Source organism: Lacticaseibacillus hulanensis, from assembly GCF_004010095.1.
Taxonomy (GTDB): Bacteria; Bacillota; Bacilli; order Lactobacillales; family Lactobacillaceae; genus Lacticaseibacillus; species Lacticaseibacillus hulanensis.
This window is the reverse complement of the sequence record NZ_RRYD01000022.1, coordinates 20901-41268: the sequence shown is the minus strand read 5'-3', so window position 1 is coordinate 41268 and position 20368 is coordinate 20901. Positions and strand designations below refer to the sequence as shown.

Annotated in this window: 19 protein-coding genes and 1 riboswitch; of the genes, 2 read left to right on the top strand and 17 right to left on the bottom strand. The window is 54.7% G+C overall.

What is annotated here, in order from left to right:
* The first annotated feature begins 41 nt into the window (after positions 1–41).
* Positions 42–875, top strand: a complete 834-nt coding sequence (locus tag EKN00_RS06975; protein WP_127849415.1) for a methyltransferase domain-containing protein — start codon at positions 42–44, stop codon at positions 873–875.
* Between the two features lie 94 nt (positions 876–969).
* Here the strand turns inward: EKN00_RS06975 and EKN00_RS06970 are convergent, their stop codons facing one another.
* The 6 genes from EKN00_RS06970 to EKN00_RS06945 form a co-directional block, all read right to left on the bottom strand.
* Positions 970–2805 carry an APC family permease gene (locus EKN00_RS06970; RefSeq protein ID WP_127849414.1) on the bottom strand — a complete coding sequence of 612 codons (1836 nt, stop codon included), beginning with the start codon at positions 2803–2805 and terminating at the stop codon, positions 970–972.
* 201 nt (positions 2806–3006) lie between these two features.
* Positions 3007–3597, bottom strand: a complete 591-nt coding sequence (locus EKN00_RS06965) for a pentapeptide repeat-containing protein (protein ID WP_127849413.1) — start codon at positions 3595–3597, stop codon at positions 3007–3009.
* Positions 3598–3745: 148 nt separating this feature from the next.
* A complete protein-coding gene (locus EKN00_RS06960) occupies positions 3746–4315 on the bottom strand; it encodes an LOG family protein (RefSeq protein ID WP_127849412.1) in 570 nt (189 codons plus the stop codon).
* Positions 4316–4547: 232 nt separating this feature from the next.
* Complete coding sequence (gene groL, locus EKN00_RS06955; RefSeq protein WP_127849411.1) at positions 4548–6179, bottom strand: chaperonin GroEL; 1632 nt, start codon at positions 6177–6179, stop codon at positions 4548–4550.
* A gap of 182 nt (positions 6180–6361) precedes the next feature.
* Complete coding sequence (gene groES / locus EKN00_RS06950; protein WP_127849410.1) at positions 6362–6646, bottom strand: co-chaperone GroES; 285 nt, start codon at positions 6644–6646, stop codon at positions 6362–6364.
* Between the two features lie 277 nt (positions 6647–6923).
* Entirely contained in the window at positions 6924–7556 is a 633-nt protein-coding gene (locus tag EKN00_RS06945) for a redox-sensing transcriptional repressor Rex (protein WP_127849409.1), read from the bottom strand.
* Positions 7557–7989: 433 nt separating this feature from the next.
* Here EKN00_RS06945 and EKN00_RS06940 point away from each other — a divergent pair, with 433 nt between their 5' ends.
* The gene (locus EKN00_RS06940) at positions 7990–9915 is read left to right on the top strand and encodes an ABC-F family ATP-binding cassette domain-containing protein (protein ID WP_127849408.1); all 1926 of its coding nucleotides are present in this window, start codon (positions 7990–7992) and stop codon (positions 9913–9915) included.
* A 147-nt stretch (positions 9916–10062) separates the two neighbouring features.
* On the opposite strand, the gene EKN00_RS06935 is transcribed toward EKN00_RS06940, so the two are convergent.
* The 11 genes from EKN00_RS06935 to EKN00_RS06885 form a co-directional block, all read right to left on the bottom strand.
* Positions 10063–10833 carry a Cof-type HAD-IIB family hydrolase gene (locus EKN00_RS06935; RefSeq protein WP_127849407.1) on the bottom strand — a complete coding sequence of 257 codons (771 nt, stop codon included), beginning with the start codon at positions 10831–10833 and terminating at the stop codon, positions 10063–10065.
* Between the two features lie 5 nt (positions 10834–10838).
* Positions 10839–11777, bottom strand: coding sequence for a LacI family DNA-binding transcriptional regulator (locus tag EKN00_RS06930; RefSeq protein WP_127849406.1), 939 nt, complete (start codon positions 11775–11777; stop codon positions 10839–10841).
* Positions 11778–11990: 213 nt separating this feature from the next.
* On the bottom strand, positions 11991–13322 hold the full coding sequence (locus tag EKN00_RS06925) for a dihydrolipoyl dehydrogenase family protein (protein ID WP_127849405.1): 1332 nt from the start codon (positions 13320–13322) through the stop codon (positions 11991–11993).
* A gap of 42 nt (positions 13323–13364) precedes the next feature.
* Entirely contained in the window at positions 13365–14318 is a 954-nt protein-coding gene (locus EKN00_RS06920) for an ABC transporter ATP-binding protein (protein ID WP_127849404.1), read from the bottom strand.
* A 2-nt stretch (positions 14319–14320) separates the two neighbouring features.
* Complete coding sequence (locus EKN00_RS06915) at positions 14321–15856, bottom strand: ABC transporter permease/substrate-binding protein (RefSeq protein WP_127849403.1); 1536 nt, start codon at positions 15854–15856, stop codon at positions 14321–14323.
* Positions 15857–16098: 242 nt separating this feature from the next.
* Positions 16099–17121 (bottom strand): tRNA (adenosine(37)-N6)-threonylcarbamoyltransferase complex transferase subunit TsaD, encoded by a 1023-nt coding sequence (tsaD, locus tag EKN00_RS06910; RefSeq protein WP_127849402.1) that lies wholly within the window; start codon positions 17119–17121, stop codon positions 16099–16101.
* Between the two features lie 38 nt (positions 17122–17159).
* Entirely contained in the window at positions 17160–17750 is a 591-nt protein-coding gene (gene rimI, locus EKN00_RS06905; RefSeq protein ID WP_164848061.1) for a ribosomal protein S18-alanine N-acetyltransferase, read from the bottom strand.
* The gene (gene tsaB, locus EKN00_RS06900; RefSeq protein WP_127849400.1) at positions 17734–18453 is read right to left on the bottom strand and encodes a tRNA (adenosine(37)-N6)-threonylcarbamoyltransferase complex dimerization subunit type 1 TsaB; all 720 of its coding nucleotides are present in this window, start codon (positions 18451–18453) and stop codon (positions 17734–17736) included. Before tsaB ends, rimI begins: the two co-directional genes overlap by 17 nt.
* Positions 18454–18677: 224 nt before the next feature.
* The gene (locus tag EKN00_RS06895; RefSeq protein WP_127849399.1) at positions 18678–19205 is read right to left on the bottom strand and encodes a folate family ECF transporter S component; all 528 of its coding nucleotides are present in this window, start codon (positions 19203–19205) and stop codon (positions 18678–18680) included.
* A 30-nt stretch (positions 19206–19235) separates the two neighbouring features.
* A riboswitch (THF riboswitch) is annotated at positions 19236–19330 on the bottom strand.
* Between the two features lie 208 nt (positions 19331–19538).
* A complete protein-coding gene (locus tag EKN00_RS06890) occupies positions 19539–19856 on the bottom strand; it encodes a hypothetical protein (protein WP_127849398.1) in 318 nt (105 codons plus the stop codon).
* Between the two features lie 216 nt (positions 19857–20072).
* On the bottom strand, positions 20073–20336 hold the full coding sequence (locus EKN00_RS06885; RefSeq protein WP_127849397.1) for a mucin-binding protein: 264 nt from the start codon (positions 20334–20336) through the stop codon (positions 20073–20075).
* Positions 20337–20368 lie beyond the last annotated feature (32 nt).

Below are 20368 nucleotides of genomic sequence, written 5' to 3'. Positions count from 1 at the left end.
GTATACTGGAATAAAAATAATGACGAATATCGGAGGATCTCATGCGTAAAATCGAGGAAAAAGCGGCAGCTATGGCGGCTGCAGCGCCCCTGTTTGCCTGTCCCGTGTGCCAAGAAGAGTTAACAGTCACGGGCACCAGCCTCATCTGTGCCAACAACCACCGCTACGATTTGGCCAAAAAGGGGACCGTTAATTTCCTGAACGCCCCCGTGGCAACGGAATACACCGAGGAAATGCTCGCCTCCCGCCGGCGGGTGCTCCAAGCCGGCTTCTTTGACCCATTCCTGCAGGCAATCGCGGCCAAGCTCGACCCGCGCGACCGCCTCCTGGACATCGGGTGCGGTGAGGGCACGCCCACTGCCAAGCTGGCGCAACCTGATGGCGTGACGGTCGGCTTTGACATTTCCGCCCCCGCCATCAAGCTGGCCGGCGCGCTTGATTCCCCCGCACTGTTTTGCGTCGCCGACCTCGCACACCTGCCGTTCACGGGCAACTCGTTTTCTGCCGTCACGGACATCTTCTCGCCGGGCGCCTACGCTGAATTCGAGCGCGTGCTAAGGCCGGGCGGGCACATCTACAAGATCATCCCCGCTGCCGGCTACCTGACCGAACTGCGCCAGGGCCTCTACGCCGGCACGGACAAGGCCACTTACGATAACTCGCGCGTACTCGACCACTTCATGGAGCGTTACCCGAACGCAACGCAAGAACCAATCAGCTACGACTTCCAGGCCGATTCCAGCCTCTTTACCGACATCGTCAAGATGACCCCACTGTCCTGGCAGGCACCCGCGGATAAACGTGCCGCCCTGCTAGCAAACCCGCCGGCAAGTATCCACGTAGACGTCGTGTTACTGACAGTTGCCGTACAGTAACCTGTTGTTAATAACCAAAACCTGACGCTTACGTCTGGCTGGGGATGCAAAAAAAGTTTGACCAAGATTTTGGTCAAACTTTTTTAGTCTGCATTTATTTTTTCAGGTGGTAACTGTATGTCGCCACGATGATGTTCTCCCGGCTGGAAAATGCGCGCCGCAAGCGGAACGTGGTTTGGTTGTGCAGAATATCCTGCCAGCGTTCCTTGGGCACAAACTGCGGAATCAGAACCGTGGTGGTAAAGTTCCGTTTAGCCGCGTTGCGCGCAATCATGTCGACGAAGCGAATCGTCGGCCCTTGAACGGAGCGGTAGGATGAGTGCACGTCGACAAACCGCACATTCGGGAAGTCCTGCTTGAACTCATCCTGCGTTTCCTGTTCCTTGCTCGGGTTTTCATCCATTGACACGTGCATGGCAATCACGTAGTCCCCAATCGTCTGGGCGTAGTTGAGCGCCCCCCGGGTAACCCGGGTGACGTTCCCGACCAGCACAATCACCGTACTGCCATCGTAATCATGGAGGGCAACCTCTTCGGCCGCATCTGGCAGCCGCAGCTGTTCGGCAACTTTCTGGTAGTGATCGTGAATCTTGTAGAAGATGAATAGGACCACGGGCATGATGATGAAGAACGGCCAGATATCACCGATACGGTAAACGAACAAGATAACCAGAATGGCAAAGGAAATCAGCGCCCCGGAAAAGTTCGCAAGCGTCTTCGTGAACCACCCCTTGGTCCGGTTGCGCAACCAGTGCACAATCATCCCCGATTGGCTCAGCGTGAACGGAATGAACACCCCAACCGCATACAGGGGAATGAGGCGTTCCGTGCTCCCGTGGAAGATTGAAATCAGGATGATGGACCCAACGGCTAAGGTAATAATCCCGTTTGAGTAGCCCAAACGGTCCCCACGGTCTTGGTACATGTGGGGCATGAATTTGTCCTTAGCCAGGTTGTAGGCCAGCACTGGGAACGCGGAGAACCCAGTGTTGGCGGCCACCGCCAGAATCATCGCAGTGGCAAACTGGATGATGTAGTACATGAATCCGTGGCCAAAGGTGAAGCTGGCGACCTGGGACAGCACCGTCACCTTGGCGATTGGCACAATTCCGTACCAGTAGTTCAGGAAGGTAATCCCGGCGAAGAAGAACCCGAGAATCGTCGCCATAATTGCGAGCGTGGATGCGGCGTTGTGCGCACGCGGCTTCTTGAAGAACGGCACCGCGTTACTAATCGCTTCAACCCCGGTCAGTGAGGACGAACCACTACTGAAGGCCTTGAAGATTAACGCCGCGCTGATGCCGGGAACGACACTGCCGACCACACCGCGGGCCTGCATGGGGATGTCCCCCGTGGCAATCCGGTACAGCCCCCAGACAATCATCGCCGTGATGGAGATAACGAACAGGTAGACTGGCACCATCAGGAAGTTCGCCGATTCACTCATCCCGCGCAGGTTCATGGCCATGAGCAGCACCACGATGATGATGGAAATGAGCACCTCATGTCCGTACAGGGCCGGAATCGCCGAGGAAATTGCTTCCGCACCAGCGGAAACGGACACGGCAACCGTGAGCATGTAGTCAATGAGCAGTGAACCCCCAGCAAGCAGGCCGGAAGTGGTCCCCAGGTTTTCGCTGGAAACAACGTAGGCACCACCACCACCGGGGTATGCGTGAATGATTTGCCGGTAAGACAGGGTCAAACTGAGAAGTAAGATGAGCACGAAGGCCGCAATTGGTAATGAATACCAGATTGCCGCGGCCGACAATGTTGTGAGCACCAAAACAATCTGTTCGGTCCCGTACGCAACTGAAGACAGCGCGTCGGAACTGAGCATTGCTAGGGCCTTTAACTTACCTAATTTTTGGCCACCCTCTTCGGACGACTTCAGTGGCCGACCGATGAGTAAGCGTTTAAGCTGTTGCATTGCACAAACTCCTGAATTCATAAGATATCGTAAACAAATGGTATGTTAACACTGTGCCAGCTAAATTACTACAACAAAGCGCCGTGGTCATGAAAATTGCCCCAAACCCACAGCTGATTTTCATCAATACTCCAGCTTTTGGGCCAGGTGAAGCTGCACTGACTCACCCGCACCCCACCAAATATTCGCTTGTCTTGGCCGTTACTCAGCCACCTTAATCCCAAACATGCCGATGAGCTCCGCGGCCTGCCACCCCGCAATGGTTAAGCCATAAGCATCATCCGGGTCGAATTGCAGGTTCTGGATGGTCGAGGTGCGCACGTCCCAGTTTTTGAGCAGGGTGTCTTGCAGGTCAACGTTAACCAACTGACAGTCATCGAATTGCGTCTTCGTCCGGGTGGTCACATTTTGAAAAGAGCTATCGGTTAGGTCGCATTTTTGAAAATAGCACTTCCGCAGGCTCGCCTGGGCGAAGATTGCCATCTGGGCCTGGCAGTCAGTAAACCGTGTCTGCACGAACTTGGCATCGCTGAAATCAGCGCCAAGTAACCGGCAGTCCGTGAAACTGACGCCGCCAAATCGCACCTGGGTGAAGTCGGTATTGGCGAAGTCGCAGTGGACAAACACCACGTTCACAAAATCACTGCGGACCTGATCCGATGCGAAACTGCACCGCTCAAACCGCACATCGCTCACGTGCACGGGGAGGTCCGTCTCCGTAAAGGTGCAGTGCACGTACTCATCAAGTGGCTCGACGTTTCCCAAATCCATCTGCTCATCGGTATGAATCATATTGAGCTCCTTCTTAGCTGTTTATTTGAGCGTAGCGGATGGATGCGACTTCGTAAAGCCGTTTTGCCCATAACCCGGGAAATATTTTTCGAAAAAAGGCGCGGATAGCTGCCTCAGCGAATACTCGCCAGCTACCCACGCCTTTAGTTTAATTTGCTTCTTCAAGTGACAGTTCGCCGGCGTTTGCCTCCAGCATCCCAATCAGCTCCTCGAAGTTATCCGATACAAAGACATTGTCCAGAACGGACGCATCCGCGAACTCTTGATCAACGAACTGATCGAGCACCGTCAGCAGACCGTCGTAGAAATGGTTCATGTTGAAAATCCCCAGTGGCTTGTTCGGGAGTAGCCCAATTGCCATCCAGGAAAGGGCCTGTGAGACCTCTTCCAGGGTGCCAAGGCCGCCAGGGAAAACGAGAAATGCGTCTGGTTCAGACAGCAGCAGCCGCTTCCGTTCATCAATATCCTTAGTTACGATGTTGTGGGTCGCGTCATGCCGCGGAATCTCACTGGTGAACAATCCCGCGGGCACGATGCCGGTCACTTCACCACCGGCGGCAAGTACCGCCCCACTAATTGTGCCCATAATGCCAGATTGGGAACCACCGTAAATCAACTCGATATTGTTGCGCCCCATGTACCAACCCAGGGCATTAGCGACTTGTTCGTAGCTCTTCTTCTTGCCAAAGCGGGCGCCGCAGAAAACTGAAATCTTCATAATTTGCGTCACTCCTTCTAAGCCGCGAATTGCGACTGCGTAATTTATAGTAAGGTAAATGTCAGTTTACTCCAATTCCAGCCCCCAAACAAGAAAACAACCCGCAGATTGCTCGGCGGGTTGTTTTCGGTTACTGAATATCGAACAAGTAAACTGACTGCTGCATGCACTATGCACACCAGCAACAGGTTAATCTAATGCAGCCGCGCCTTTGCGTCTGCGCCGGATTAGATTACATCATGCCCATGCCGGGGTTCATGCCACCAGCTGGAGCTGCAGGAGCGGCGTCCTTAGGTTCTGGCTTGTTGGCAACAACGGCTTCGGTGGTCAGCATCAAAGCGGCAACGGAAGCGGCGTTTTGCAGAGCAGAACGGGTAACCTTGGTTGGGTCGATGATGCCGGCACTAGCCATGTCTTCCCACTCGCCAGTTGCGGCGTTGAAGCCAAAGCCAACCTTTTCACCCTTCAGGCGTTCAACGATGACGGAGCCTTCAAGACCAGCGTTCTCAACAATCTGACGAACAGGTTCTTCAAGAGCACGTAGCACAATGTTGATCCCGGTCTGAACATCGCCGTCTTCATTCAACTTAGCAACTTCAGGAATGACGTTAACGAGGGCAACACCGCCACCAGCAACGTAACCTTCTTCAACAGCGGCACGCGTTGCGTTCAGGGCGTCTTCAATGCGGTACTTGCGTTCTTTCAGTTCAGTTTCGGTTGCGGCACCAACCTTGATAACCGCAACACCACCGGCAAGCTTTGCCAGGCGTTCCTGCAGCTTTTCACGGTCGAAGTCACTCGTGGTTTCGGCAATCTGGGACTTGATGACAGCAACACGTTCGTTGATGGCATCCTTGGAACCAGCACCTTCAACAATCGTCGTGTTGTCCTTGGTGATGGTTACCTTGCCGGCTTGGCCAAGCTGATCAATCTTGGTGTCCTTGAGTTCAAGGCCAAGGTCGGAAGTAATAACGGTCCCGCCGGTCAGCGTTGCGATATCTTCAAGCATTGCCTTGCGCCGGTCACCAAAGCCAGGTGCCTTAACCGCAACAACGTTGAAGGTCCCACGAATCTTGTTCAGAACAAGGGTAGGAAGAGCTTCACCATCAACGTCGTCAGCGATAATCAGAAGTGCCTTACCCTGCTGCACGATTTCCTGAAGCAGTGGCAGGATGTCCTGGATGTTGCTGATCTTCTTGTCGGTAATCAGGATGTATGGGTTGTCGAGGTCGGCTTCCATCTTGTCGTTGTCGGTGACCATGTACTGGGACAGGTAGCCACGGTCGAACTGCATCCCTTCAACAACGGAAAGTTCGGTCTGAATCCCCTTGGACTCTTCAATGGTGATAACACCATCGTTACCAACCTTCTCCATTGCGTCGGCAATCAGGTTCCCGACTTCTTCGTTAGCGGAAGAAACGGAAGCAACCTGTGCAATCTCCTTCTTCGTGGAAACGGTGTGGGAGTTAGCGTGCAGTGCGTCAACTGCAGCCTTGGTTGCCAGTTCAATCCCGCGACGAATGCCAACAGGGTTAGCCCCGGCGGTCACGTTCTTCATGCCTTCGCGGATGATGGACTGAGCCAGAACCGTTGCGGTCGTGGTCCCGTCACCAGCGATGTCGTTGGTCTTGGAAGCAACTTCGGAAACGAGCTTAGCACCCATGTTTTCGAACCGGTCTTCAAGTTCGATGGACTTAGCGATTGTCACACCGTCGTTGGTAATCTCAGGTGAACCGTAATCCTTGTCCAAAACAACGTTACGTCCCTTAGGCCCAATCGTGGTCTTAACGGTGTTTGCCAACTTATCAACCCCACGCAACATTGCTGCGCGAGCGTCTTCAGAGAATTTAATTTCTTTAGCCATTGTATTTTTCACCTCAAGTATAGTCGAACGGGGCGCACAGCCAATCTTGCATCATCTGATTAACTACCGATGCTGACCAGCAAAGCGGGCGCCTGCGTTCTGTGTCTCAATGCTACCTAAGTCACGCGTTTGGTCGTAAATTCAAAACCAAGCGGCTGCGACTTAACAGTTCAAATTGCTATCTACTTAACGATTGCCATAATGTCCTTGTCGTGCATAACAAGGAATTTTTCGCCCTCGTACTTCACTTCGGAGCCGGCGTACTTGTCGTACATCACTACATCGCCCTCAGAAACGGCCATTGGTAGCCGCTTGCCTTCTGGGGTAAGGGCGCCTTCACCAACGGCAATCACCTTACCGGTTTGTGGCTTTTCCTTTGCGTTGCTGGCGAGAACAATACCGCCAACAGTCTGTTCCTCTTCTTCAGTCACCTTAACAATGACGCGATCTCCTAATGGTTTAAGCAAGACAATCCCTCCATGAAGAATAATTTTTTAGCACTCTTTCGTCTCAAGTGCTAACACAAGTATTACTATAACATGCACACTTAGGATTGCAACCCCCGGACGGTGAAATTTTCGGTCGTAAATCGGTCAAACGCGCCGTAAACCGCATGGCACGGGCGTTTGTCAATTTAGCACTTTTTATTAAGGAGTGCTAAAGTTTAGGAATTTAGGACGCAAAAAAAGAAGCACTTGCGCCGCTGCCTCAACCCTGGCTCGTTGTAAGTGCTTCTTCGTTGCGTTACTTGTTGCTACTGTCCAAGAAGTAAATGATTGTTTGCAGTTCGGTCGCCAAATCGATGTTTTGCACGTGCACGTTCTTCGGCACCGTCAGCCGCACCGACGTGAAGTTCATAATGCCACGCACGCCCGCACCAACCAACTGATCCGCGAAGTCCTGCGCATTTTCGTCATCGACCGTGAGAATTGCGATTTGGATTTGCTGATCCTCAAGCTGCTTACTCAGTTCACTCATTGAATATACCGGCACGCCGGATTGAATTGTGCCAATCACCTTGGCATCAGTCGCAAACGCGGCGCTAATCCGAATGTTGCTGGACGCGCGGAAGTTGTACTGCAGCAGTGCGTGCCCCATCGCGCCGAGACCAACCAGCGCAACGTTCGTGAGGTGGTCTTGACTCAGAGTCTTCTTGAAGAACTCAACCAGCGCACCAACATCGTAACCGTATCCCCGTTTACCCAACGCGCCAAAATACGAAAAATCCCGCCGAATCGTTGCCGAATCCACCTTCACCGCCTCGGCAAGTTCAGTTGACGAAATTCGGCCGGTGCCGGATTCCGCCAAGAATGACAAGTATCGGTAATATAGTGGCAACCGCTTGGCAGTCGCTTTTGGAATTGCAGAACCAGACATTTAGCACCCTCCGTTCAAAATATCACATGACCCATATATTTTCCCGTTATTTTACACACATCTCAGTGTTAATCATATTCGTTAGCGCACTAAAAAACAAGCGCTTGCATAACGATTTTTGGATTAAAGTGCAATATTAAGTTTTGAGCAATCATCAATATAATGCGCTCTTTGCTGAGAAAAATGCCACATATGCCGATATGGTATAACAAGTTAGCAACCGGTCAAGATAAATTTGCTAATACAGACGCATAAATATGCCTTTGTGCACCAATATGCGAACAATTTTCACTAAACCTTCTTTTAGTAAATTAGCCAATAATTCATGGTCACAACTCACCCATTTACCACCGCGTAAAGCCCCATGACTTATTGTATTCGGTCCGCCTGTGTTATATTAGAAGATAGACATTTTTTAACGGAGGACCAAAAAGTGATTCTACTCCAAGCACAAGGCGTGGGTCGCACCTTTGACGGTGTTGACCTCTTCACCAATATTTCACTACAGATTCAAGAGGGCGGCCGCGTTGCACTTGTCGGCCCTAACGGAATTGGCAAAACCACCCTTCTTGAGATCCTAAATGGCGACAAGGAACCCGATTACGGGACAGTCACCACCAAGAAGAATATTTCGATTGGCTACCTCGCGCAAAACTCTGGGCTTGATTCGGACAAGGAAATCTACGCCGAGATGCTTGATGGGTTCAGCGAGTTACGCGCAATGGAAGTAAAGCTCCACGAACTTGAGGCCCAGCTTTCGGACCCAGCGGTGTTAACTGACGACAAACGTTACCACGACACGCTTGCCACCTACGATAATCTGAGCCACGAGTTCAAGGAACGCAACGGTTATGGCTACGAAGCCGAGATCCGCAACGTCCTGGCTGGGTTCAACTTCCCGGAGGCGCGTTTTCACGACCGCATTGCAACCCTGTCAGGTGGGGAGCGCAGCCGGCTGGCACTGGCGAAAATGCTGCTGCAGGGCCACGACCTCATCATCCTGGACGAACCCACGAACCACCTGGACATCGACACACTCACCTGGCTGGAAGGATACCTGCGCGCATACAAGGGCGCCATCCTCATCGTCAGCCATGACCAGTATTTCCTTGATCACAGTGTCAATGAAGTCTACGAACTGAGCCCAACCGGTGCGACCCACTACCACGGGAACTACACCCAGTACCGCCAGCAGCGCGCCGCTAACATCGACCAGGCGTGGAAGGCCTACAACAAGCAGCAGGAAGAAATCGCCAAGCTGCAAGATTACGTCGACAAGAACCTGGTCCGGGCCAGCACCACCAAGATGGCGCAGAGCCGGCGCAAGCAACTGGAGAAGATGGTGCGCCTGCCAAAACCAACCGGTGATGCCAGTGCCCACTTCCACTTCACGGCCAATCACCCGAGCGGTAACGTGGTGCTCACGGTTAGCGACGCCACAGTTGGCTACAGTCCAGACGAACCAATGGCCGGTCCCATCGATTTTGAGCTGACCAAGGGCGAACGCCTGGCGATTGTCGGACCAAACGGGGTTGGTAAATCAACGCTGTTAAAATCCGTCCTCGGCCAAATTCCGTTCCTGAAGGGTGGCAGTAAGTTCGGTGCCAACGTGGAACCGGGTTACTACGACCAAGACCAACACAACCTGACAGAAACCAACACCGTTCTCGATGAAGTGTGGAACGAGCACAAAATGATGCCCGAAAAAGAAGTCCGGAGCGCCCTGGCCGCATTCCTGCTCACCGCCGATGACGTCGGCAAGACGGTCGCGTCCCTTTCCGGTGGTCAGCGAGCCCGCCTGCTACTCACCAAGCTCGCCTTGAACCACGCGAACCTGCTCATCCTGGACGAACCGACCAACCACCTGGACATCAACAGTAAGGAAGTGCTCGAATCTGCCCTCGCCGATTTTGACGGCACCGTCCTGTTTGTTTCTCATGACCGGTACTTCATCAACAGCCTGGCCAGCCGCGTCGTGGCCATCACCCCCGCCGGCAGCACCACCTACCTGGGCAACTGGGATTACTACCAGGAGAAGCTGGCCGAGCAAAACCAGGCGGCAAGCCCTGCAAGCAGCGAACCTGTTGCCCAGAGTGCGGCCAACCAGGCGTACCAAGCCTCCAAAGAAGACCAAAAGGCGATGCGCAAGTTGCAGCGCCAGGCCGATGATGCCGAAAGCAAGATCGACGAGCTGACCGCCAAGAAGGAATCGATTGAGACCGAAATGGCCCAGCCCGAAAATGCTGCCCGCGCCCTCAAACTGGCCGACATGCAAAAGGAAATCGAGGACCTTGACCAGCAGATTGCCGAGCAGGAATCAATCTGGGAAGAAGCCTCACTGGCACTTGAAGACTACTAAGCCCTGCGCGTCTGAGCTTAATCAATGCCAAATACACGAGCACAGTCCATCGCTTCATTGCGGTGGGCTTTTTTTGCGCCCAATCACAAAAAATCGCAGCCGAGGTGAGCACCCCTACTGCGAGCTTTGCCAAATACCTATTCGCGTTTAGAGCCAACCAATGTGCTGCAGGCCGCGCATAATGCCGTCACTTTCGGAGTCACTCGTGACCCAGTCGGCCATGGCCTGGACGTCCGGGGTGGCGTGGCCCATGGCAATCCCGATGCCGGCAGAATGCAACATTTCCTTGTCGTTCTGGTTGTCCCCAAAGGCCACGATATTATCACGACTGACGCCAACCGTGCCGGCCAGTTCGTTAATCGCGCGCGCCTTTGACCCGTCAGCCGGCAGGACGTCGACCCCCTCAGGACCAAAGCGGCGGAACTGCGTGTGCTTCAATTCCGGTACGCTTTGTTCCTGCTCCGGTGACATCACCGCCAGGCCTTGGACAAACGGGTGATTGAGGGCAAAGCCGTGGCCCAAAACGGGGAAAGTCTGGCAGCCCGCCATCAACTTTTCCGCCATTGGTTCGGGCAGCTTATCGGCGTAGACCTCATCGGCGGTTTCGGCGAGGAAGTTGGTGTCGATTTGCCGTGTGAACAGCGTTAACTTGCGCATGTCATCTTGGTCCATCGTGCGCTGCGCCACCAGCTTATCGTTCACGTAGTACGCCGATCCGTTGCACACAATGTAGTCGTGGATGCCCGTTTCATCAATCACCGCGCGGGCCATCTTGTAATTGCGGCCCGTCGCGATGGCCACGTGCACGCCCTTTTCCTGCAACTCCCGAATGGCCGCAAGCGTACTTTTTAAAATCGTCTTTTTCATCGTGACGAGCGTTCCGTCAATATCGAAAACTGCCAATCTTTTTTCAGTCAAAATTATTACCTCGCAACAAAGTCTGATTTTACCAGCTGATGCCGAATTCCCGGACGAATTGCCTGGTTAAAGGCAATGTGCCCCAGCGTCTCCAAGTGGTGATTAATCGTCGGCAGGTGCAACAGCTGACTAGACAGCTGGTTTTCCGTGCCCATAATGCCGGGCATCTTCACCCCGAGCTCCTTATACGCCGCGTACACCCCCGCAGCAATATCATCACCATTAGCCATCACAAAGTCAATCTTCGGGTCAGTCGTGGCCAAATACTGCGCCGCCGCGTACCCATCCTGCCTGCTCGAAACGCCCGGCCGGAACCGATCCGGGTCAAGTTCTTCGTGGAAAACATATTCGTACGCCCGCATCAAATCGCGCGTGGTTTCGCTGTGCTCCGGACCCCGCAAACCAAGCAGGGCCACGTTGCGGTACCCGCGCTGCCAAACCCACCGAAAAGCGGCGCGGTAGGTCGTCGTCCGGTCGGAATAAACGGAGGTGATTTTCATGTCGCCCACGTTTTCGCACGTCACAATTTGGCCATAACGAACATAATTCACAAGGTCCGCCAGTGGCAGCTGCCTGGAAACGAAAATCATGCCGGCGTACATTTTCTGCTGGAACTCGCGCAGGTATTGGCGCTCGAAGCCCTCGTCGTAGTTCGTCGGCAGCAGCGTCACCCGGTACCCAGTGGGAAAAGCGGCGTCGGTAATGCCGTCCACAATGTGGGCAAAGTAAGGGTGGTGGCTATTCGGAAGCACGACGCCGACGTTCCGGCTCTGGCCCAGACTAAGGCCGCGCGCCATTGCGTTCGGCGTGTAGTTCAGTTCCGCCATCACGCGCTCAATCTTTGCCCGCGTCTTGGGCGCAACCCGCTCCGGCCGGTTAATCACGTTCGAAACCGTGCCGAGCGAAAAACCCGTAATCCGGGCAACATCGTGAATCGTCGCCATCTTCTCACCTCCCTTGGTCGATATCCGTCAGACACCAACATATGTACATTATCGTTTTATTAATGATGACGCTTTCTATCATAGCATATCCCGGCAACAACAAGCGCTGGCTTTGTTCAAAAAAGTACAAAAGGCCCACCACATGGGCACTAAAAATGAACATGTGCATCAAAAAGCCGCCAGTCAAAACGCGACTGGCGGCGATTATTCTTGTTAATAGAAGTAGCCCAAATCACTGGCCACGCTTGGGTAAACCGGCATCCACTGCGCTAGGTCACTTGCTGGCGTCTCGTGACTAATCATGTCGCTGAGATAATTGATTAACTCCTCAGCGTTCGTCGCGTAGGCAATCGCACCAACGATGATGCCGTCGTTCCGCCGCGTGATCACGGAAACCTTGGCCCGCGTGTCCCGAATGCGGTTGTAGGTGTACCAAGACCCGACGTCCTGTGTGGTGACCGCATAGGCATCCGGATCAGCCTGGGCCGCATCGAGCGTAACCCCGACGGAAGCCAGTTCGGGACCAGCAAACACCGCGTGCGGAATTGCCGGGTACTTGATTGGGTCGCTGCTATCGCCCAGGATTTGCCCAGCGACATAGCGGCCCTCTAACCCGGCAACCGGTGTGAGCTTCGGCACGTTGCTACCGGCAACATCACCGATTGCGTACACGTTGGCCTGGCTGGTCTGCAGGTGGTCGCTTACTGTAATACCACCCTTGCCCTGCTTAATACCCACTTGGTCCAGGTTCAGGCCATCCGTGTTTGCCGGCCGCCCCATCGCCACGTATAGGTGGTTCAGGTCAAAATCACCGGTCGTGGTGTGCGCCTGAACGCCATCGTCTTGGTCGCGGACTTCCTGCACCTCCGTGTCCCAGTGCCAGATGACGCCTTTGCGGGCGAGGTCCTCTGCGACCAGCTGCGTGTATTCTTCCGGGAAATTCCGCAAGATGCGGTGATTGTGCTGGAAAACGTGCACGGTGACATCCGCAGCTGCGGCAATGTTGGCCAGCTCAATGGCGACATAGCCAGCACCGATGAACCCAATTGCATCCGGCTTGTCCGGCAGGCTCAGAAAATCCGTGCTCGTTTCAAGCAACTCCGCACCCGGAATGTCTGGCCGCGCCGCGTGCGCCCCCGTGGCGATAATCACCTTGTCAGTCGTCACCACGCGGTCACCAACTCGCAGCGTGTGGGCATCAATGAAGCTCGCCTTGGCGTGCACGTGCTCGATGCCCGCACTGGCTAGGCCACTCTCGGTCCCAGCCGGCACGCTATCGGTGTAGCCGCGCTTGAACGCCATCATCTGTGGCCAATCAACAAGCGCAACCCCGCTGACCCCACTGCCGGCATAGCTGCGCGTCTGCCGCACCGCCTCGGTGACCCCGTAAAGCATCTTCTTGGGGTCACAACCGAAGTTCGGGCAGGTTCCGCCCCAGAGATTATCCTCGGCAACCAGAACCTTCTTGGTCCGCGCAAGAGCGTGGGCCGCGGCCAGTCCGCCTGGTCCGCCACCAATTACCACAACGTCTACGTCAAATGCCATTTGAAGCCACTCCTTTCGTGAGTAACAATCAATCTGCCACGGTTAATTCCGCTGCGTCGTGAGGTACCGCAACACATCTCCCGCCGTCAGTGCGTACTTCTGCCCGGCACGCGCCACGCGCACGGTCTGACCACTTGTCAACTCGGTAATCACGGCGGCCAGCTTGGTTGATGCTGGCACGAGGTCAGCGGCATCCCCACTTGATTGTAACGCGCCGTACCCGTCCGCCACAATTTCATCTAGGCTCCGCGCGAACGGATCGTCCTGCTTGGTGCCGGCAAACAGCTTTGCCACCACCTCATCGGCCGGATTGTTGCGAATTTCACTCGGCGTGCCGACCTGCACAATCTGGCCGGCATCCATCACCGCAATGTGGTCGCCCATCTTGAGGGCCTCGTTCATGTCGTGGGTGACGAAGACAACGGTCTTGTGCAACTTGGTCTGCAAATCCAGCACAAGGTCCTGCAACTGGCGCCGGGACAGGGGGTCCAGCGCGCTAAACGGTTCGTCCATCAGAATCGTTGGCGGATCAGCCGCCAGTGCGCGCATGATCCCCACGCGCTGCGCCTCGCCGCCGGACAGTTCGTCCACCGCGCGATTCATGTAGGTGTCCGGGTCCAAGCTGCAGGACCTTAATAGCTCCCGCGTCCGCCGCTCAATATCGGCGGCCGATTCGCGGCGCATCTCGGGAATCACCGCGATGTTCTGAGCCACCGTCATGTTGGGGAACAGGGCGATTTGCTGCAATACGTAACCAATTTGCCAGCGCAATTCCTGCAGGTTGTAATCGGTCACCAGCCGGTCATTGTACTTGATGGTGCCGCTGTCCGCCTTAATCAGCGCGTTGATCATCTTCAGCGTCGTGGTCTTCCCGCAACCGGAGCGGCCAACCAGGACGGTAATCTCGCGTTCGGGGATGGTTAGCGACAAATCGGGAATTACGGCGGCGCCGTTGAATTCCTTGTGGACGTGGTCAAACTCAATCATCGTTCCCATCGCTATTTGCCCCCCTTCTTGAGCAGTCCGTGGGTTTCGAGGTAGTGCCGCGCAACGTGGGCTGCACTTTGCTTTTTTACGTTCACGTCGTAGTTCATCTGCTGCATGTCCGCTGCCGAAATTTTACCGGCCAGTTTGTTTAAGCTCTTCACGACCCCCGGATGCTGCTGTGCGAACTTGCTGCGCATCAGCGGCGCGCCGCGGTAGGAGGGGAACAGGTGGTGGTTATCCGTGAGCGTCTGCAGGTGGTACTGCACCAGCTCACTGTCGGTCGAGTAGGCATCCACGATGTTCACCCGCCCGTCACGAATGGCGGTGTACCGCAGCGCTGGTTCCAGCGTCTGGTACGGCAGTTTCAGCCCGTATTTTGCCTTCAGCCCCGGGTACCCGTCTGGTCGGTCGGTGAATTCGAGGGAAAAGCCGGCGTGCAGGCTCCCACTGTGGCCGGTCAGGTCGCTAATGGTTTTGACGTCATTGGCCTTGGCCCACTTCTTCGTCACGGCCAGCGCGTAGGTGTTTTCGTATTTCATCGGTGGCAAGTAGGTCATGTCACTTTGTTTTGCAATCAGCTGCTTGGCGAGTGCATACGTCTGCTGGGCCGACCGGTGCTGATCCGCCTGGGCTTTGGGCACCTTCACCAGCGTCTCGAGGACGGTCCCGGTGAATTCGGGGTACACGTCAACCGACCCCTTCTTGAGGGCCGAGTACAGGAACGTGGTTTTACCAAAGTTCGGCTTGAGCTGCACGTGCACCCGCGGGTTATCCTGTTCGATTAACTCCTTGTACATGTTAATCAAAATATCCGGTTCGGCGCCGAGCTTGCCGGCAATGGTGATGGTTTCCGTCTGGGTGGCAATCCGTGCGATTCCCGTCCCGGCGCCAACCCCCAGAAGGAGTGCGGCGAGGGCGGCGGTCCACTGCCAGCGGTGCTTCGCCAGCCAGCCGACGATGAGGTTAAGCCCCACGGCAAGCAGCGCGGAGGTGACGGCCCCAATCACAATCAAACTGGTGTTATTGCGGTCAATCCCTAGCAGGATGAACGACCCGAGCCCCCCGGCCCCAATCAGGGCGGCGAGCGTTGCAGTCCCAATAATCAGCACCATCGCCGTGCGAATCCCGCCAATGATGGTCGGTGCCGCAAGCGGAAGTTGCACCTTAATCAGCTTGCGCCAGCGCTTCATCCCGAAGGCATCGGCCGCCTCGAGCAGTGATGGGTCAATTCCGGTTAGCCCCAGGTAGGTGTTTTGGAAAATTGGCAGTAGTGCGTACACCACCAGCGCAATAATTGCGGGCACCGTGCCAATGCCGACCAGCGGAATGAGTAGCCCCAGGAGTGCGAGCGACGGAATCGTCTGCAACACCCCCGTAATCTGGAGCAGCCACCCTGACACGCGCTCGTGGTTCACACCCCAATACGCCAGGGGCATCGCAATGGCCATGGCAATAATTAGTGCAACAATTGAAATCTCGAGGTGCTGACCCAATGCCTGAACCAGGTCAGATCGTCGCTCCATAAAGGTGTTAATTAGGTCCTGCATGGATTTGCCCTCCTTTTACACACGTTTATTCGTTCGCGCTTAATTGGCAACAACGTTAATACTTATATCTAATTATCGCAAGTTGAGTGGTCAAAAAAAACGGACAAACGTTCGCTCTTGTACAAAAAAGCCCCGTTAGCCCGCAAACCGCCCGCAACGGGCAGCTTTGGTGCTAACGGGGTTCTATATTACCCGCAATTGGTTAGTTGTGCACGGATAAAATGATAATTGTCGCGCATGATCTAGGCGCGCGCAAAATTCAGGTTTGGTTCAGCGTTCAATGTTTCCCCCGCGAACACGTTCTTGCCGCGCAAAATGTGGGCTGCCGCACCGACCATCGCCGCGTTGTCGCCGCAAAGACGCAGTGGGGGCACAATCAGCTCAACGTCAGGCATCTCGGTGGCAAGCCGCGCACCGAGCGCCTCACGCAGGCCCTGGTTGGCCGCGACCCCGCCGGCAACAATCAGCTGCTTCACGGGGTGCTCCTGCAGCGCGGTCATCGTTTTGTCGACCAGAACGTCCACGACGGCCGCCTGGAAGCTGGCCGCCAAGTCCTCGTGGCTGAGCTCCTGGTGCAACTGGTCCGCGTGGTGGACGGTGTTGATGAATGCGGACTTCAAACCACTGAAGCTAAAGTCGAGGTCATCGCTGTTGTCCATGGCGCGCGGGAAGCCAAACGTGTCCTTGCCCAGGTGCGCGAGCCGGTCGATTTCCTTACCGGCGGGGTAGGAAATGCCGAGTACCCGCCCAATCTTGTCGTAGGCCTCACCGGCAGCGTCATCCCGCGTCTCGCCAATGATGGAGAATTCGGCAGGACCCGTGAGCATGACCAGTTCGGTGTGCCCACCAGAAACCATGAGCGCAAGCACGGGGTACTGGAGCTTGGTGACAAATGCCGCCGCGTAGATGTGTCCAGCCATGTGGTTCACCGGAATGAGGGGCAAGTGGTGGGCGTAGGCGATGGTCTTAGCGGCCGTCACCCCAATCAGCAGTGAGCCCACCAGACCGGGGCCGTACGTAACAGCCACGGCATCGACGTCTTCGTAGCTGATCCCAGCTTCGGTCAGTGCGTCGTCAATAATTATGGTAATTTCTTCCACGTGGTGGCGGCTGGCCACTTCCGGAACGACGCCGCCGAAGCGCTTGTGGCTGTTGATTTGGGTCGCAATGATGTTGCTCAGAATCTTGTCCCCGTTCTTAATTACCGCCACCGACGTTTCGTCACAGCTTGATTCAAACGCCAAAATAATTTCATCTTTAGCCAAAATACTACCTCTTAAACTCTCTTTTCAGGTTACCGCCACTACACCGTTGCGTTGTGATCACAATCGTTAATCGGAGCTTTGTCGGTACTACCACTCAACTTCACCGCCATGTCAATTGCGTCTGCCCGTTCGCGCGTGTAATAATTACGCCGCACGCGACCATCGACAAAGCCAAGCGACCGGTACAGCGACTGTGCGTGCACGTTGTCGAGCCGTACTTCAAGCGACACAACCTGAATCCCCATGGTTTTCGACCGGTCCAGCATGAGCTCCATGAGCGTCCGCCCGATGCCCTGCCGCTGAAACTGCGGGTGCACCGCGATGTTCGTGATGTGGGACTCAAGCCGCCGAAACGACGCGCCGATGAATGCTGCTAGTTGTCCGGATTCGGGAACCACCAGCACTAGGTACAGCGCGGTTGATTTCTTCTGCAGTTCCGACATGAACGCCATTTTTTCCCACGGCGTGTCACCGTAGACAGCGCGCTCTAAATCTAGGGCTGCGGGGATGTCCGCTTCCGTCATGCGGCGCAAACTGTAAGTAGCGCCATTAATTGTAATTGGGTGCGGCAAAAAACCGTCACGAATTGCCTGCCGCCGCGCAAGCCAATCTTTAAACCTTCTGAACATAGTTACTCCGGTCCGCATTCGGATTCTTCTTGAGCCAATTCGTTTCCGCTTCCGTCAGGCGCAGGTATTGCGGCACGAAGGACGCGATATCCGCAGCGGGCAACTCCCGGCCTAACTCGGCAACGCGCAGCGCCCGGGGCAGGTCGTCAACCGCATCGGTGAAGGACACCATGCTGCCAAGCGCGCCGCGAATCTGTTCCCGCATCACGGAGCTGGCACCAACGAAAATGGCCGGCTGGTCCAAGGCACCCACTTCAGCCACCAACTGTTCGAGGCTGGTGTGCCGGTCCAGAAGCACGTTCACGAGCTTGTCGCCGTCCCACTGGTAAATCCCGGTGAAGACGTTGCCCCGCCGCGCATCCATGACGGGCACAATCAGCGCTGTTTCCTTCCGCACGTTCGCCGCCAGAACGGCCAGACTGGAAACACCGACCAGGTCAATATTCATCGTGTAGGCGAACGTTTTGGCAGTGGTCACCCCAATGCGCAGACCGGTGTAACTCCCCGGACCGGCGGCGACTACCACACGGTCAATGTCTTCGGGCACGAGCCCACTGAGCGCTACCAAATTATCGATGGTGGGCAGAAGCTGTACGCTGTGGGTCTTCATCCGGTTCAGCGTGGTTTCGGCCAGCGGCGTTCCGTCTTGCACAACCGCTACACTCATTGCTTTGTTCGACGTGTCGAGCGCCAAAATATTCATCGAAAGGTCCTCCTGAGCCATGGTCACCTTTATCTGGCTCGGTGCGGATTGCAAGGAGCAAACGTCAAGTAGGCCATGATAACTGTCTAATTCTGCATACTAGTTTACCACACCTTTCAACCCCTAAAAAATGCGGGCGCTTCCAGGATTTGAGCGCAAAAAAACCGGCAGCGACCAACCAAAACACGCGGTGTGCTTCGACCAGACCATTGCCGGTTAATCAATTATTTACGCTCTAGATTAGGACGTACGCGCACAACTGCTTTCAAAACGCTGTAAGCAAGTGCGGCTTGAATTGGCAACACAACGAGATTCTTCAGCACGCGCGGCCAGATGATGACGTTGAACTTAAAGCCCATCATCACCAGCCACAGCGTGTCGAGCCCGATGTTCACGACGAGAATCACCAGCGCCGTTGCGACGATGACGCGCCACAACTTAACGGCCTTCTTGTGGAAAAACAGGCCATAAATCAGCGCGCCCACTGCTGCTGACAGGGTGAAACCGAGGAAGTTCGCCCCGGTGCCCCACAGCATGAACGCAATCTGATCGTTCAGTGCGCCGGCGAGTGCCGCCAGCCACGGGCCAAAATAATACCCCAAAATCACGGTCGCGATGAACGCCGGGCTGATTTTAATCCACTCGTTCCCCACCGAAAACCGGCCGAGAACCAATTGCATTGCCATCAGCATGGCTAAATAAACCAAATTCCGCGTCGTGAGCTTGGGGCTTGCCAAACTAACTATTTGCATGTTGCCATCTCCCTTTTGGAGACGCCCTATTCAGGCGAATGCGGTCCCAACATCGCGTCTGACGACTTCGTCCGGTGTTCACATTCCGTTCCACCAGCACTTAACGCGTTGAGTCCTACTCCTTATTATTAGTAAGCGTATCACTTACCTAATAAAGATACCACGAATGCTTTCGGTCCGCAAGTGTAAAAGTGTCCGCTTATTACCGCACAAAATCAGTTCTAAACCCAAACAATTATCGGTTAACAGCAATTAACGTTCCCGTTGCGCATAACAATAGGGCGAAACTTGGCCAATAGCCAGTCAAATTTCGCCCCGTTGCTTTGCCCTTATTCAGTGCGCTGAACGCACAATTCGATACCCGCCACCAAATCGATCAATTTGAGCCGACACCAGGCGGAACTCCGAACCTGGCCGCCACAATTCGCGTAACGATTGTTCAATCCGTTTGCGCGTTGCCGTTTGGCTACCCATAATTACGTCCGTTCGCAGAATTACGTTGGTCAACCCATCAACGTATGTCACCATCAGTGCACCACTGCGATGCGTGTCGAGCACACGGTTCGTGATATCACTAATAATCAATCGCGCGCGGAGACGGCTAAACGCCCCCGTTAGCCCATGCATCTGCATTACATCACGTTCTTCCATTTTAGTTATGCCTCCATAACTCCCTTCTTCAGTATTGTATTGCGGTCTTACGCGTCGTCGCGTGCAGGATTTAATAACTAATTTTTCTATTTGGGAACAGTTTACGGCGAAACGAACAAAAATGGCGATAATCCCGAACAATTACTGGATTATCGCCATTTTTCTTTAATTAATATTGGACCTAACACAAAAACTAATGGATACCCTGAAAATAAATTATACACGCCGCATGTGCACGGTGTAATCGCCAGTGACCACTTTGCCGGCGCACTCATCGCTAACGAGCGTGTACCCGCGGCCCTCGAAGAAGCTAATCGTCGCCGCGGTGCTGTACTGCACTAACTTGTCGTGCACTCTGGAAAAGTCTTCAGCCAAAATGCAGTGTGTGTCGTCATCGATGTAACGCACTGTGCGCGTTAACACGTGGCGAACGTACTCTTCACCCTGTTTGATTTGTGCTTTAATCTTCGTCGCCGTCATGCCCATTCCCACCATTTCTAGGGTGCTATTCC

Excerpts from the sequence above, each read along its gene's own strand:
- rimI (WP_164848061.1), bottom strand. The coding sequence starts at position 17,750 with ATGTTCAGAAGGTTTAAAGATTGGCTTGCGCGGCGGCAGGCAATTCGT.
- EKN00_RS06925 (WP_127849405.1), bottom strand. The coding sequence starts at position 13,322 with ATGGCATTTGACGTAGACGTTGTGGTAATTGGTGGCGGACCAGGCGGA.
- EKN00_RS06960 (WP_127849412.1), bottom strand. The coding sequence starts at position 4,315 with ATGAAGATTTCAGTTTTCTGCGGCGCCCGCTTTGGCAAGAAGAAGAGC.
- EKN00_RS06915 (WP_127849403.1), bottom strand. The coding sequence starts at position 15,856 with ATGCAGGACCTAATTAACACCTTTATGGAGCGACGATCTGACCTGGTT.
- EKN00_RS06920 (WP_127849404.1), bottom strand. The coding sequence starts at position 14,318 with ATGGGAACGATGATTGAGTTTGACCACGTCCACAAGGAATTCAACGGC.
- EKN00_RS06965 (WP_127849413.1), bottom strand. The coding sequence starts at position 3,597 with ATGATTCATACCGATGAGCAGATGGATTTGGGAAACGTCGAGCCACTT.
- EKN00_RS06945 (WP_127849409.1), bottom strand. The coding sequence starts at position 7,556 with ATGTCTGGTTCTGCAATTCCAAAAGCGACTGCCAAGCGGTTGCCACTA.
- EKN00_RS06975 (WP_127849415.1), top strand. The coding sequence starts at position 42 with ATGCGTAAAATCGAGGAAAAAGCGGCAGCTATGGCGGCTGCAGCGCCC.
- tsaB (WP_127849400.1), bottom strand. The coding sequence starts at position 18,453 with ATGAATATTTTGGCGCTCGACACGTCGAACAAAGCAATGAGTGTAGCG.
- groL (WP_127849411.1), bottom strand. The coding sequence starts at position 6,179 with ATGGCTAAAGAAATTAAATTCTCTGAAGACGCTCGCGCAGCAATGTTG.
- EKN00_RS06930 (WP_127849406.1), bottom strand. The coding sequence starts at position 11,777 with ATGGCGACGATTCACGATGTTGCCCGGATTACGGGTTTTTCGCTCGGC.
- EKN00_RS06885 (WP_127849397.1), bottom strand. The coding sequence starts at position 20,336 with ATGACGGCGACGAAGATTAAAGCACAAATCAAACAGGGTGAAGAGTAC.
- EKN00_RS06970 (WP_127849414.1), bottom strand. The coding sequence starts at position 2,805 with ATGCAACAGCTTAAACGCTTACTCATCGGTCGGCCACTGAAGTCGTCC.
- EKN00_RS06895 (WP_127849399.1), bottom strand. The coding sequence starts at position 19,205 with ATGCAAATAGTTAGTTTGGCAAGCCCCAAGCTCACGACGCGGAATTTG.
- EKN00_RS06890 (WP_127849398.1), bottom strand. The coding sequence starts at position 19,856 with ATGGAAGAACGTGATGTAATGCAGATGCATGGGCTAACGGGGGCGTTT.